This window comes from Nocardia asiatica NBRC 100129, assembly GCF_000308415.1.
Classification (GTDB): domain Bacteria; phylum Actinomycetota; class Actinomycetes; order Mycobacteriales; family Mycobacteriaceae; genus Nocardia; species Nocardia asiatica.
The window spans coordinates 1-13,768 of the sequence record NZ_BAFS01000416.1 but is presented as its reverse complement, the minus strand read 5'-3'; the positions used below and the strand labels follow the sequence as shown (position 1 = coordinate 13,768).

The 13,768-nt window shown below is 70.2% G+C and carries 6 protein-coding genes; 2 read left to right on the top strand and 4 right to left on the bottom strand.

The annotated features are described in order from the left end of the window. The 4 genes from ON27_RS31215 to dtd all read right to left on the bottom strand — a co-directional run. Window positions 1–9,731: WXG100-like domain-containing protein (locus ON27_RS31215; protein ID WP_043735805.1), on the bottom strand; the 9,731-nt coding region annotated here is incomplete at its 3' end. 37 nt (window positions 9,732–9,768) lie between these two features. Further along, complete coding sequence (locus ON27_RS31210; protein ID WP_043735803.1) at window positions 9,769–10,269, bottom strand: YbaB/EbfC family nucleoid-associated protein; 501 nt, start codon at window positions 10,267–10,269, stop codon at window positions 9,769–9,771. A gap of 16 nt (window positions 10,270–10,285) precedes the next feature. Continuing rightward, on the bottom strand, window positions 10,286–10,609 hold the full coding sequence (locus ON27_RS31205; RefSeq protein WP_043735800.1) for a hypothetical protein: 324 nt from the start codon (window positions 10,607–10,609) through the stop codon (window positions 10,286–10,288). Between the two features lie 183 nt (window positions 10,610–10,792). Next, window positions 10,793–11,236, bottom strand: a complete 444-nt coding sequence (dtd, locus tag ON27_RS31200; protein WP_043735797.1) for a D-aminoacyl-tRNA deacylase — start codon at window positions 11,234–11,236, stop codon at window positions 10,793–10,795. Window positions 11,237–11,402: 166 nt separating this feature from the next. Here dtd and ON27_RS31195 point away from each other — a divergent pair, with 166 nt between their 5' ends. After that, window positions 11,403–12,926: a hypothetical protein gene (locus ON27_RS31195; protein ID WP_245560376.1), complete on the top strand. Its 1,524-nt coding sequence runs from the start codon at window positions 11,403–11,405 to the stop codon at window positions 12,924–12,926. Between the two features lie 360 nt (window positions 12,927–13,286). Further along, window positions 13,287–13,745, top strand: a complete 459-nt coding sequence (locus tag ON27_RS31190) for a hypothetical protein (RefSeq protein WP_043735793.1) — start codon at window positions 13,287–13,289, stop codon at window positions 13,743–13,745. Window positions 13,746–13,768: the final 23 nt, after the last annotated feature.

The following is a 13,768-nucleotide window of genomic DNA, read 5'->3' as shown; positions in this document are numbered from 1 at the left end:
GGCAGATTGCCCTCGAACAGGACATCTCCGTTGCGCCCCGGCGAGTCGTCGGGATCGCCGAGGAAGTCGGGCCGCACATCGACCGGACCGCCCGGATCGGGACGCCAGGAACCATCCGAACGCCGCGCCTGATCCGGCGCGCTCGGTTCGTCCGCCGCACGCCCCGGCGTAGACGGCGGATCGGACGGCGGCCCGCTCGGGCGCACCCCGCCCGCGGTGTCGGGCCCGTCCTCCCCGGGCTGGTCCCGCAGCCCCTGAGCGGCCTCGGCGGCCGCCCACTCCGCGTCCATCCGACGCATCCGCTCGACCGTGGCCTCGAGATTCCCGAGCATCCCCTCCAACTGCGCATCGCGCGTCCCCGGCTCCGAATCCCGCTGTGTGCGGGACTCGTCCGGCGACTCGGGCGCAAGATCGGCCGCTTCCCAATCCGCATCCCTCTGACGCATCCGCGCGACCGTGGCCTCGAGATTGCCGAGCATCTCCTCCAACACGGCGTCCCGCGCCACCGGCTCCGTCTGCGACTCCGGCCGACCGCCCGACTCGTCCGATCGCGCACCGGACTCATCCGGCGAACTCGGCACACCGTCAGCGGCCGCCCACTCCGCGTCCATCCGGCGTATCCGCTCGACGGTCGCCTCCAGATTCGCGAGCATCCCCTCCAGCACCGGATCCGCCTCCGGAACACCACGCGAACCAGAACCTTCCGGCTCGGCCTCCGGCACCGGTTCCAGCGCAGCCCGCGCCTCCGCGTCCATTCGACGCATCCGCTCGACCGTCGCCTCCAGATTCGCCAGCATCCCCTCCAGCACGGCATCCCGCGCCACCGGCTCGGTGTTCGCATCCGGCCGCACGGGGGAGTCATCCGGCGAACTCTGCGCACCGTCGGCGGCCGCCCACTCCGCGTCCATCCGACGCATCCGCGCGACCGTCGCCTCGAGCTCCGCGAGCATCCCCTCCAGCACCGGATCCCGCACCGGCTCCGCCTCCGGTACACGACGGGAAACAGGCCTTTCCGGCTCCTGCGGTCCCGGCTCCGTCTCCGGATGACGCTGGGCGATCGAGGCTTCCGGTGACAGCGTGCCGTCGCCCAGATGGGCGGGCAGCGGCGGCGCGTATGGGATGCCGGCGCGCCAATCCGACAGTGGCGGGCGCCGATCGTCCCAGTGCGGCCCCTCGAGCCGGGCCACGGCCTCGTAGATCTCGTGCCAGGTGACGTTGTAGTCGCTCTCCTCGCGGAACCTGCGCGCCAGCTCCGACCACGCGTGCGCGTCGGTGATGAGCCGGAAGTCCTCGGGCAAGGGATCGCCGTCGGCGAGCCGGGCCCACGCCTCGGCGACATGGGCCAGCCGATCCAATTGCCGCCACTCCAGCTGGCCGATGTCCGGATCGAGCATCAGCAGCTCGTCCTCCATCAGCAGCTTCTTGATCTGCCGCAGGTCGTCCGCGTCGAGATCCGGCGTCCGCGTGTGCATGTGGTCGTGCAGCGCGGCACGCAGGTCATCGGCGTCCGCGCCGTCGACCATCATGTCGGCGACGTCGCCGAGGACGCGCCGCCGCTGCTCCGTATCGAGCGCGCCACCGAACTGCCGCGCCAGCACCGCGTCCGCCACATCGATGGCGTCCCGGAGCCGGGCCAGCTGCGCGTCCAGGTCGCGGGTCGGGTCGAGCGCGGCGTGCGGCAGCACGCGGCGCCGGAGCACATCGATGACCTCCTGCGCGGCCGCGTCGCGCTCGAGCCGGTGCTGCTCGCGCACCCGCTCGGCGATCCGGTTCACGTCATCGGCGTCGGCCAGGAAACGCTGGTACTGCTCGTCCGTCCAGCGCTGGACGCGCGCCCAGTCCGCGCGCCGCTGCCGCGCCCGGTCGCGCAACTGCTCCGGGGTGCCCCGGTCGTCGGTGACGTCGTCCGGCTCGACCGGACGAACGAACGGCTGATGCTCGGACTTCGGCGCGCGGAACCAGGGATGACCTTTGAAACCCGGGCGAATTCGGCCCGGGTTGTCCCGATCGGCGAACCAGGTGAAGCCCGACAGCTTCGCCGTCTCGATGATCGCCCGCATCACCTGCGAGATCGCGTCCGCGAACGGCATCTCGTAGGTGGGGACGTTGCCCGGGTTGACCGGTGACGCGCCACCCACGATGTGCGGCAGCAGATCCTGGTTCACCGGCTCCGGCGGCGGCGGGCTGTTCGGATCACGCATGCCGGGGTCAGGCGACGGCGGGTCGGCGAGCCAGTCGTGCACCGCCGCCTGGATCTGGTCCACGGCCCAGCTGCTGACACCTTCCGGCAGGTCACGATCCTTGAAGTCGTGCTCGGCCACACCGCGGCGGTTCTGCCGCCAGTCCGGCCGCGACGGATCCACCTGCTGCCACTCGCCGTTCGCGGCCCGCCACATCGTCATGTCCAGGCCGCGCGGCGGCACCGACCGGTCCCGCGCCCCGAAACTGCCGCCCACCCGCCGCAGCCGCGGCCCGGACAGCTCAGCGATCGTCCAGTCGCCCACGCGGTTGGAGGTGACCCGGCGGTACTCCACCGTGACGTCCGGCCGCGTCATCGCGCGCACCACGGCTTCGGAGTTGTGCAGGGCATGCTGCAGCGCCAGGTCGTGATCGCTCATGCCTCGGCCGGCCGTGGGCGCCAACGGTTCGCGCGGACCGTAGACGATGATCCTGGGCGACTCGCCGTCGACCACGCCCACCCAGTCGGTCGCCATCCGGCCACCGGCGGCCTCGATGTCCCGGCGGCCGGCGCCCGCGAGTTGCGCCATGCGATCCTGGATCCGGCCGATCCGGTTGTGCGCCTCCTCGACCTCCCGGGCCACCTGCTCGAGCATGCCGACCTCGCCGGATCGCTCGGGATGCTCGGATCCGAGCCGGTCGATCGTCTCCGCCAAACGATCCGGACCCAGGGCGGCCTCGTCGACCACGCCCTGCTCGTCCACCAAGCCGAGCCGCTGAGCCAGATCGTCCCGCATGGCGCGCCGCGGTTTGATCCGCAGCAACTCGCGGGCGCGCTCGGCGGCCGCTCGATGCTGCTCGGCGAGGGTTTCCGCGAGCAGCGGCCGGTCCGCGACGGCGCCGTCGCGGACCAGTGCGCGCAGTCGACTGTCGAGCACCGCGATGCGCTCACGCAACTGGATGACGTGCTGGGCGGCCTCCTCCAGCTTGTTCAGATCCCGCAACCGCCGCGCGCGGTCGGCGGCCGAGCGCGGTTCGCTGACCTGCCTGCCCGCGTCCTCACCCAGCGGGGCGACGTCGACGGTCCGGCGGGCGGCTGCCTCGTCCAGCCGCCGCATCGTGTCGGCCAGCGCCGCGCGGGTGCCGAGGGCTCGTTCCGGATCGGGGACGTCCATCAGCCTGGTTATCCGGTCGTCGCGCTTGGCCTGCCAGAACTCCATCTCGCGGGTGAGCCGGTGGCGTTCGGCCAGCATGCGGTCGTACTCGCGGTTCGCCCACTCCGTGGCAGCGGCGACATCGTCCGGTTGCCGCGCGCCGTCCGCGTTCGACGGCTCGTCACCGTTCGCCCGGTCGGCGCCGGCCTGCTCGGGCGGCGGCCACACCGGTACCTGGTGCGGCTCGTTCGCCGACTCGTCGTCGCGGTCGTTCGCGCCGTCGTCCGGCGTACGGGCGGGCGGATCGGCGGGCGGCTTCTTCGAACCGCCGTCGGCAGCCGAGGTCTGCGGGGGTTTCGCCGACTCGTCGTTCGAATCGTCGCGGCTCGATGGCGCGATCTTCCGGTCACCCGGTTCCGGACCACCGTCCGGCTCGGGACTGGCGCGCGGCGGACCAGCGCGTCCATCGCCCGGCAGATCGCCGTGGTCGGGCTCGAGCGACAGCGGCGCTTCACCGTTGTTCGGCGGCTCGGCGGCCAACCTGGTCAGCAGGTCGTGCAGTGCACGGGCGGGGGCGCTCGCGGGGGCGGCGTCGTCGCCACGGAGCACGTGCTCGGCGAACGCCTCGGGAAGCGCCTCCTCCGGTCGCAGGTTGCCATCGCGGTCGAAGCTGTGCCCGCTGAGCTGGTGCAGCCAGTCCTCGAAACCCAGTTCGGGAGAGCGTTGTTCGTCGTTCCGGTAGCGCTCGTACAGGTATTCCTCGGCGCGATGGCGCGCGCTCTGCTGACTCGCGTAGTCCAGCGCGTGCCCGTACTCGTGCGCCACGACGGCCCGCACCGGGCGGCGCAGCACCTCCTCGGAGAAGCGGCCGTTGTCGACACCGAGCCGCATCCGGTCACGGAAGGTCTGCGCGCCGGTCGCATGGTCGTAGCTGAGGACGATCGACTCGGTGAACATGCGGCCGGACGCGTCCAGCCGCGGCTGAGCCATGCCGATCACCTTGGGTGGCAACCCACCGATCCCGACGCTGCGCAGATCGACGGTGGGGAACCGGTCGAACAGATCGACCATCGCCCTGGCGTATTCGCGCACCACCTCGGGGTTGAGGCCGGGCAGGTCGAACCCGAACACCTCGAAGTCGGGATTGCGCATCTCCGCGCGCAGGTGCTCTTGTAGCCGCGCGCCGACCTCTTCCGGACTCATCCGCGACCAGTCGTCCCGGCCCGGCACGCCGAGCAGTTCCGCGTCCCGAACGGCCGCCGCCTCGCCGTCACCATCCTGCGGAGGAAGGGCCGATTCGCCGGGCTCGCGTGCCGATTCGTCCGCGTCGAGCGCCAACTCGTCTGCTTCCAAGACGATTTCGCCCGCGCGAAGCGCCGATTCGTCCGCGTCCAGGGCTGATTCGTCCGCCCGAAGCGCCGATTCGTCGGCTTCTGGAGCCGAATCATCCGCGTCGAGCGCCGATCTGTCGGTGTCGCGTATCGATTCGTCGGCGTCGCTCAGCGATTCGCTGGCGTCGCGTGTCGAGGCGGCCTCCTCGCCGGTAAGGGCGTCGGCCTCAGGTCCCGGGTCCGCGGCCGCACGACCCGGCGCAGTCTCACCCCCCGGAGCAGTGGGCGCACGCTCCGGCGCGACCTCACTTCCCGGGTCAGCAGCCGCACGCCCCGGCGCAGTCTCCTCACCCGGAGCGGCGGGCGGCGTCCGACTCGGCGTCCGCACCAGCGCGGGCGATTCGATGCCGCCGATGACATCGATCCGCACGAGCACCCCATCGCGTTCGAGCTTGAACTCGCTCGCGGTGACGTCCCCGTCCTTGGATACATGCACCAGGTGGTATTCGACCTGCAAAGTGCCGTCCCGATGCGCCGCGAGCAGTTGTTCGCGTGCCCGCCGCAGCGCCCGTCCCGCGGCGCTGTCCGGGTCGACGGCGCGCGCTCGCATCTGCTCGGGCGTCTCGGTGAGAATCCGCCGCAGGTTCTTATCGATCGCGGCCGTGCGACGCAGATACTCCGGCGAACCCTGCTGCGCCTCGGCCACTTTCGAGCCACCGAGCTGCGAGCCGACACCCTTGGCCTCGATCACCACCAGCTTCGGCGGCTCGCCGTCCGCACCGGGTACCAGCACCGCGATGTCGACGGTGTCGGCGCCGTCGATCGCGCCCTCGAACGGCGCCAGCAGCACCGCGCCCGGCCGCTGGTCCGCGTCGAGCCCGAACGCCCTTCCGCCGAGTTCGCCGAGCGTCTTCGAGGCGTTCACCAGCAACGGACCCAGCCGGTTGAACTCCTTCGCGTTGCTGTGCATCTCCGCGAGGCGTTCCAGTTTGGCCAACTTCTCCGCATCGCTCAGCGACGACTCCAGGATCGCGGTCTCCAGCTTCTGCACCCGCGGTTTGAGCTTCTCCTCGGCGAGATCGCTGATCTTGTCGATCCCGAATTCCGCCATATGCCGTTTGACGGCGGCATTGGCCTTGTCGCGCTGGGCCTGCAACGTCGCCCGTTCGGCGACCGTCTTGGTGATCCGGTCGGCGATCACCCGATCGACCACCGTGTACGGCTGCTCGGGCCCAGGGTCGGCCAAGAATCGGTAGGGCCGCTTCGTCAGATGGTCCTGGAGGAATTCGTTGTTCAGCTCGTCGCGCAACCGGAAGGTGTCGTCGCGGTAGGTGCCCGGGTCGTCGTCGCGGTGGTGCCACGTGCCCTCCGGATCACGGTAGGAGTCGGGGCGGTCACCCAGCCGGTGCAGTAGTCCGTCGGGGTCGCGATACATGCCGACCGGAACGTCGTCACCTGCTCCGCCCTCCAACTGGTGCTCGACCTCGTCGGATTCACCGAGGAAGTCCGGCGACTCATCGAGCGTCCGGTCGTCCGCGGGCCGCGCCGCGCCCTCGCCCTCCGAACCGTCGCGGTCCTGCGGCGCCACCCTCCGGTCGCCCGCCTCCGGCACGTCGTCGGTGTCGCGCGGCCGCGTCGCCGGATCCAATGGCCGCCGCGACCCGTCCTGAACACTCGGATCGCGGTCGCCCGGCGGAATCCGCGCCGGGTCCGGCGGTTGGGAGTCGTCGCGCGTCCGCACCGGATCCGGCGCCGGGTCCGACGGCGAACGCGGCGGTGGCGCAACATCGTCCGCGGGCCGTCCACCCGCGACCCGCCACCAGGTGTCGGCGTTCTTTCGGTGCTCGCGAGCCTGCCATTCCGCTTGCGAGGCCCGCAGCCGCAGCGACCGTTTCGTCACTCCTTCGGGCAGGTCCGAATCATCGATGCGGTCGGCGAGGTCGCGCAGGCGACGCGCCTGCTCGGCTTCCCTGCGGGAGTGCAGGTCGGCCATCTCGGCCCGCATCCGCGCCCGGAACCGCTTCGGCGTCTCGTCACCGCGCCGACCGGCGATCTCGCCGTCGCGGGTGTAGATCGGGCGGTCGTCGGTCGGCCGCACCCGCGGGTCGGATCCGCTGTGCGGCACCACGTTGCCCTGACCGTCGAACAGGATCGCCGACACCGCGCGCAGGTCCGCGGGTACGTCCGGCGGAAATCCCCTGCGGATCTCGGCACCCGGATCGGACACCTCGATGCGGAATTCGGCGGTGTCCGGGTTCATCCGCACGGTCAGCGTGTAGGCGTGGGCGCCGACTCCGTGTTCGTCCACCGGGCCGGCGTACTCGTCCACCACGAGAGCGCGCGGTCCGCGGCCTTCGGCGACGTCGCGCGGATCCATCCCCGCCGCCATGCGCAGCAATCCGTCGGCGACGCCCTGATGACGGGACTCGTCCGGTCCACCGTCCGGGTAATCCCACAGGCGGCCGCCCGCGGCCTGCTGGATGTCGCGCAGCGACATGCCGCGCGCACCGACCGGTTCGGCCGGCGGCCGGATGGTGTCGCTCCCGGTGGCCTGCTGGATCTCCTCGAGCGAGAGCCGGGCGCATTCCCCACGGTTTCGCGGTTCCTGTTGTGCGTCATCGGGTTCCGCGTCGTTGCGCGAGTTCTGGTCGGTATCCCTGCGGTTCGAGGCAGCGGAGTCGGGACCTGGTCGGCGCGCCTGCCCGGACTCACCGGAGTCCCCCGCGAGCGGCAGCAGAACCGGTTCGTCGCGTCGGCCGTCGCCGGATTCCGGTGTGTCGGGCGACCGCGATGCCTCACCCTCGGAACGGTCCGCGCCAGCCGGGCGAATCTCACCGGTCAGCCGGGTCTCACCGGTCGGCCGAGCTTCACCGGTCGGCCGAGTCTCACCTGTGGGCCGCGCCTCACCAGTCGGCCGAGCTTCACCAGTCGGCCGAATCTCACTCGTCGGCCGGGCCTCACCAGTCGGCCGGGCCTCACCCGTCTGCCGCATCTCACCGGTCGGCCGACTATCACCGATCTGCCGGGTCTCTCCGGTTTCGCGCCTGGATGAAGCACGCGGCGCTTCCGAGTCGGCCTTGCCCGCCTGTACGGCGGGCTTGTCCCCGGTCGCGGCGGCGCGATCGGCGACACCGGCCCGTGCCCTGTCGACGGGCGTCTTGCGAGCCGCGTCGCCGTCCGGCGTGGCAGTTTGGGGGCGCGAATCCGCGGACGACGCGGTCCGCGCGTCGCTCGAGGCGGGCGTAGCGGCCGACGTGGACGTCGCACCCGGCGCCACCCCGCTGGACGGTGGCGCACTCGTGGTGGTCGGCCCGGCGGGCGGTGTCGCCGCCGGGCCGGTCAGCGGGGCGCCCGCGACCGGAGTCGCTCCGGTCGGCGGCGCGTCCGACGCCGACCGGGTCTCCGGGTTCTGCACGCCGTCGACGGTGCCGCGCTGGGTGCCCGCCGAATCGCCCGCTACCGCGCTGTCCTGCTGTCCCGCAGAGATGTTCGGTTCCTCCGACCGGTCGGAGCGGCTCTGCTGGTCGTTCCTTCCTTCGTCGGCGAGTCCCGCGCCGGTGTCGGAGGTGGAGCGCTCACCGGAAGCGGGCTGCTCAGCGGACGACGCACGCTCACCGGACGAAGACTGCTCCCCCGACGTCGAGCGCTCCCCCGACGAGGACTGCTCACCGGAAGCGGACTGTTCTCCGGACGGAGCACGCTCACCAGCCGCCTGCGCCGAGTCGGTCTGCACGCCCTGGTTCCCGTCCGACCGCGCGCCATCGCTCGAAACCTGTTCACCGTCAACAGAACTAGTGTCATCAGCGACGCCGGAGCGCGACGTGTCCGAACTAGCGGGACTGGTCGACGTATTCGTATCGTTCCCGGCCGAGGCGGGCATTCCCGCGCGAGGAGCCCCCGCACCGTTCGACGCCCCCGCGGGGTTCTGCGTCCCAGCGCCGGGAGCAACCCCGCTGCCGTCGCCCACACCGGGCGTGCCCGCACCATCGGGCCGGAAGCCCACCCGCGGCCCGCCCACGTCGGCGAAGAGGTTGTCCAGGCGAGTGCCCAGATCGGGACGGCTCATCGTGGTCGGCATGATCTTGTTCCACATTTGCGCGGAACCGACCTTGGCGACGCTGGTCATCGCGCCGTTGGAGGCGCCCGCGGTGAACATGCGCCAGTCCACCGGCGTGTTCCCCAGGTTCTGCAGCGCCTTGTCCAGCCCGTCGGTGGCCACGTCGAAGCCGAACTGCGTCGCGGTCGCGGCCACGAAACCCGCACCCGCCCCGGCCAATCCCGCCGTCGTGCCGGTGATCGCGCCGTGCAGGAACGGATTGAAATCCGGACCGAACCTCCGGGTCAGCGCATCGCCGACCCGCTCACCGAGCGGCCCGGCCGCGGCGCCTCCCGCCGCGGAGCTGACGGCGGTCACGATGACCTGTTCGACGTTGATGTTCTGGCGGTGCCCCTGATCCACCTGATAGGCCTGCACGCCCAGTTCCTGCATGGTGCCGAGGATCGTGTCGATCGCCATGTGCCGGAGCACGAAGTTCACGAACCGGTTCGCGACGATCCGCCCGACCCGCTGGATCACCGCCTGCACCAACCGCTGTCCGATGATGCGGACCGCGATCCGGGTGGCCGCGATCGCCGCCGCGTCCACCGCGGGCTTGAACGGACCGGAGAAGAACGACGCCGCCAGCTCGGCCGCCAGCAACGCCAGCGAAGACCAGTACATCAGCTTGCCGTACTCGATCTCGGTGCCGACGTCGTAGGCGCCGTCGCCGACCTCTTTGAAATAGTCGGCCAGCTTCGACAGCGTCTGGTCCTCTTGCGGGTTGCCGCCGCTGAACGTCAGGAAGCTGTCGAAAGCCTTGACCATCTCCGCGTAGCCGTCGCCCGAGGGATAGGCGGTCATCGAGGCGCTCTTGGCCGCCTCGATATCGGGGATCACCGCGCGCAACTCGGACGCGGCGGTGCGCCAGTCCCCGCCGAGGCCCCACATCTGGTCCTCGTTGCCCTCGGGCCACTCCATGCCGACGATCGGCTCGAGGTACTTCAGCGCGGCAGGCAGTTCGATGGCCATGGGCAGCTACCCCGCTCGCCCGGTTCGGCTACCGAGGTCACCAGCTGGAATCGGTGACCGATCCACCACGATCGCGTTCTACGGTCTCGGTGTCGGTGAAGCGCATGCCGCTGCCGTCGGAGAATTCCCTGCGTTCCCGGGCGTTCGGCGGCGCGGTGGGCGCGGGCACCGGTTCGGGTGCGCGCAGGTCGGGCATGCCTTCGACCAGGTCCGACAGCTTCGGCATCCGCGCTCGATGAGTGTCCAGGGGCGCCATCAGATCCCGGGTCTTACGCGCCACGTCGGCGCTGGCCTGCTGCGCGGCTTCGGTGATGGCCTTGGCGATCTCGGCATAGCTCAGGTCTTCGATGTTCGACCCGAACTGGGTATCGATGACCGTGTTGTCGGCGTTCACGACCACCGTGACCCGCTTACCGCGCACCGTCGCGCGACCGGTGAGTTCGGCGCGCTCCTGCTGCAACCGCGCGATGATCCGCATCTGTTCCTGGACGCCGTCGAGGATATCGGCCAGGTCCGCCTTGGCTTGCTCGTTCGTCATGGTCGGTGCCCCGGCCTCAGCGGATACCGTCGCGGTTGCCGTGCTCCATGTCGTGCAGCAGGTCGGCGGTCTCGGTCTGCCCTTCGCTGAAGTTCCCGAAGGTGCCCGCCACGTTGCGTCCGCCCTGGATCAGGTTGTCCCGAGTGGTGGTGTAACCGCCCTGGCCGTCGGGGCCGTTGGCGAAATTGCGGCCGATGGTGTCGTTGCCCCAGCAGTTTCCGCGCGCGGCGATCGACGTGCTCAACCTGTCGATGATGCCGTTTACCCTGTCCTCGACATGCCCCGTCTTCTGGGCCGCCTTGCGGAACAGATGCTCATCGAATTCGACATTGTCCGCCATCGCGTCCGCTCCTCCACCCTCGAGTCCTTCCCAGCCACGGTAACACCGGATGACTAATCACCGGTGACGCCAACGTGAACGGCAAATTCCTCGAGGTGTGCGGACTGACGCCGTCCCAGGTGAGGCACGGTCGCCATCACCGAATCGCCTTGTTGCCCCCGGTTTTCGGGGCAATACGCTGGTTCACAACTCCAGCATGACGGTGACCGGACCGTCGTTCACCGAGTCGATCCGCATGTGCGCGCCGAACCGGCCGGTGGCGACGGTTGCGCCGAGTTCGCGCAACGCGTCCGCGAAGACCTCGACAAGGGGTTCGGCGATCGCGCCGGGAGCGGCCGCGGACCAAGACGGGCGCCGGCCCTTCCGTGTGTCCGCGTACAAGGTGAATTGACTGACCACGAGGATCGGCGCGTTCAGATCCGCGGCCGAGCGCTCGCTGTCCAGAATGCGTAACCGCCACACCTTGTCGGCCAGTGCCCGCGCGATTGCCGCGGTGTCGGAGTGGGTCACGCCGACCAGCGCGACCAGGCCGTGCGGGACTCCGCGGGCCGCCGGATCGATCCGGCCGACGACCTGATCGTCGACGGTGACCTGCGCCGAACTCACGCGCTGCAAAAGGGCTCGCACAACCGTTGATCATGCCTTCCGGTCGAGCACGGGCGGCCGGTCGGGTGGCCGCCCGCCGCACCGCCCGGTCAGCCTGGACGGATACAGGTGCGCGCGGGCGGCAACCATGACAAACTCGGTGCGCAGAAGGTTGCGTTGCGCGGTTGCCGCGCGGTGGCGGAGGATCATGCTGGAAACGAGGAGCGCGATGGATCTGGACGCGATGGAGCGTCAGATCGCGGCGGATCGGTATGCGGCGCTCGACCGTACGGTCGAAGCCGAACTGCGCTTGGCCACCTCGCTCGGCGAACTCGCCAAGGGGCTGATCGCCACCAAGACCAACGGCTCGACGCGTGACCGCACCAGGGAGGCGCTGGCGCCCGCCGAGGAGGCGGTGGCGATCCGCTTGCGCCTGCTGTCCAGGGGCCAGGTGCTGACCGCCCGCTTGGCGGGGGAGTTGAACGACGCGCTGCGCTCGTTCGAGCAGGCCGCGCGGCACAGCGGCCGCCGTGAACTAGCCACCACCACGATCCGCCGCGCCTGCGACGTCTACCGCCAGGTCGCGCGGGACCATCCCGAGGTCGCGGGGCCGTGCGCCGACGGTCTTTCCAAGTGCGGCGTGTGGCTGGGCAGGCTGGACCAGGACGCCGCCGTCGCCGCGACCGAGTCGGCGGCCCGCATCCGCGCCGGGCTGGCGGCGGCCAATCCGGAGCTGTCCGGGAAATACCTGGCCAGCCTGAGCACGCTGCTGCGCACGCTCATGATCGGCCGCTCGCGCAAACAGGCCATCGCCATGTACCGGGAGCGGTACGCCGCGTTCACCTCGACCACCATGTCGATCCGATTGCGCGCGTGCGGCATCCAGGACCTCGACCTCACTCCTAAGTCGCATCGCGCGTTGGTCGAACTGGGCTGCCGCACGCTGGAACAGGCGGGACGGCTCACCCAGCAGCAGGTGATGTTCAAATCCTCCGGCGACCTGTCGACCGTCGAGGAGATCAACTGGAAGCTGGCCCTCGTCGGCCTGCGACCGCTCGCGCCCGGCACCGAGCAGGACCAGCCCGCGACGCCTGTACAGATCGGCTCCACCTTCGGAGCGCTGAGCGTTTACTTGCCTGCGCGCGACGCCATCGCCCAGGTGCGCGCCGCGATCATCGCGGCCTACGCCGTCGACGACGCCTACCCGCTCGACCGCGAGAGCTACCTCGGCAGCAACGAGTCGAAGTTGAAGAAGCGCGAGCCCGAACTGAACACCTCCGCCACCCTCGGCGACGATATCGTGCTGATCGATCAGCCTTTCGGCGGCTGGGTGACGGTCATGAGCCTGAACTGGGAGCTCACGCCGGTGGCGAAGCACCCGCTCGCGCTGCGCCTGTCCCAGGACTGGCCGGTCGCGGCCATCACGGTGACCGAGAACGTGGCCTACGAGCTGTGCTGGTACGAGCACGGCGCGGCCACCCAGTATGCCGCGCTCGGCCGCCCGGCCGGGCAGGCTCCGCTCGACAAGCCCCTGGCGCCACTGGACTTCGAGACCTTGGCGCTGTACAACCCGGACCGGGCGACCGAGACCAAACTGCGCGCGGCCTTCGGCAACACGAAGGTGTTCGCCAACCTGACCTATCTGCCGGACTGCGGCCTGCGCCAGATCAGTGTCGACACGCCGTTGTCCGAGCACGGCGACCGCGTCCTGTTCTTCCGTACGACGCCCTGAGGCTCGGCCGGGACGCCCTTGCCGCAGACCCGATTTGCGGCAAGGTAGCACGCATCGCCGCGGCGGTGGTGAACAAAATGCCCCCTGTTCCCGCCTCCGCATTCGCATAGGTCATTTGACCAGGAAATACGTCTGCCGAAGTGAACGCAGAGCGGTCCAGCGAACCGCGCTCGTTACCGCACCCACCGGTAACCAGCGGGCGAACGAATTTTTCGAGAACTAATTGCACGGAATGTTTGATCCGTTCCATGGAGTGCTCTACTGAGACAACGCCCGCACGGTGTACTGGATCACAGCACTGATGACGCAGCACCGGCCGGGCGGCTTGGAAAAAGTCGAACGAAGCTACCCGAGGGCCCCATGGACCAACTGGCGTTGGCGGACACCCCGACCGCCCGATGCGCCTACTATCGACACACTTGCGACCTGCCTGCCGGAGTTCATCCGGAACTCGGCCGAATAGTCGTCCGCGCCGGATTCGTCGGCGCGATCACGATGCCCGCCGCGTTGGGCCAGAAGGTTCGCGAAGATCTGACCGAGCGCCGAATCGCGTTGGGTCCGATAGTCTCCCACGTCCGCTCCAAACGGTGGACCTTTCTGACCCGCCCCGATTTACCCGACGACGTCCGGCTGTTCGCCGAGCTGTTCCGCCTGAACGTCTCGATCGTGCCCAGCGGCGGCGAGATCGCCTTGCCGTCGCCTGCCGACGCCGACGCGGGTTACCGGAACTGGATCGTGGCTCCGCAGAACGGTTTCCGCCCGTCCGGCTCGTCCATCGTCGATACCGTCCGCTCTTGCACGAGAACGGGTAGGCGATGACCACCGGGGCCGCCCTGCCCGCG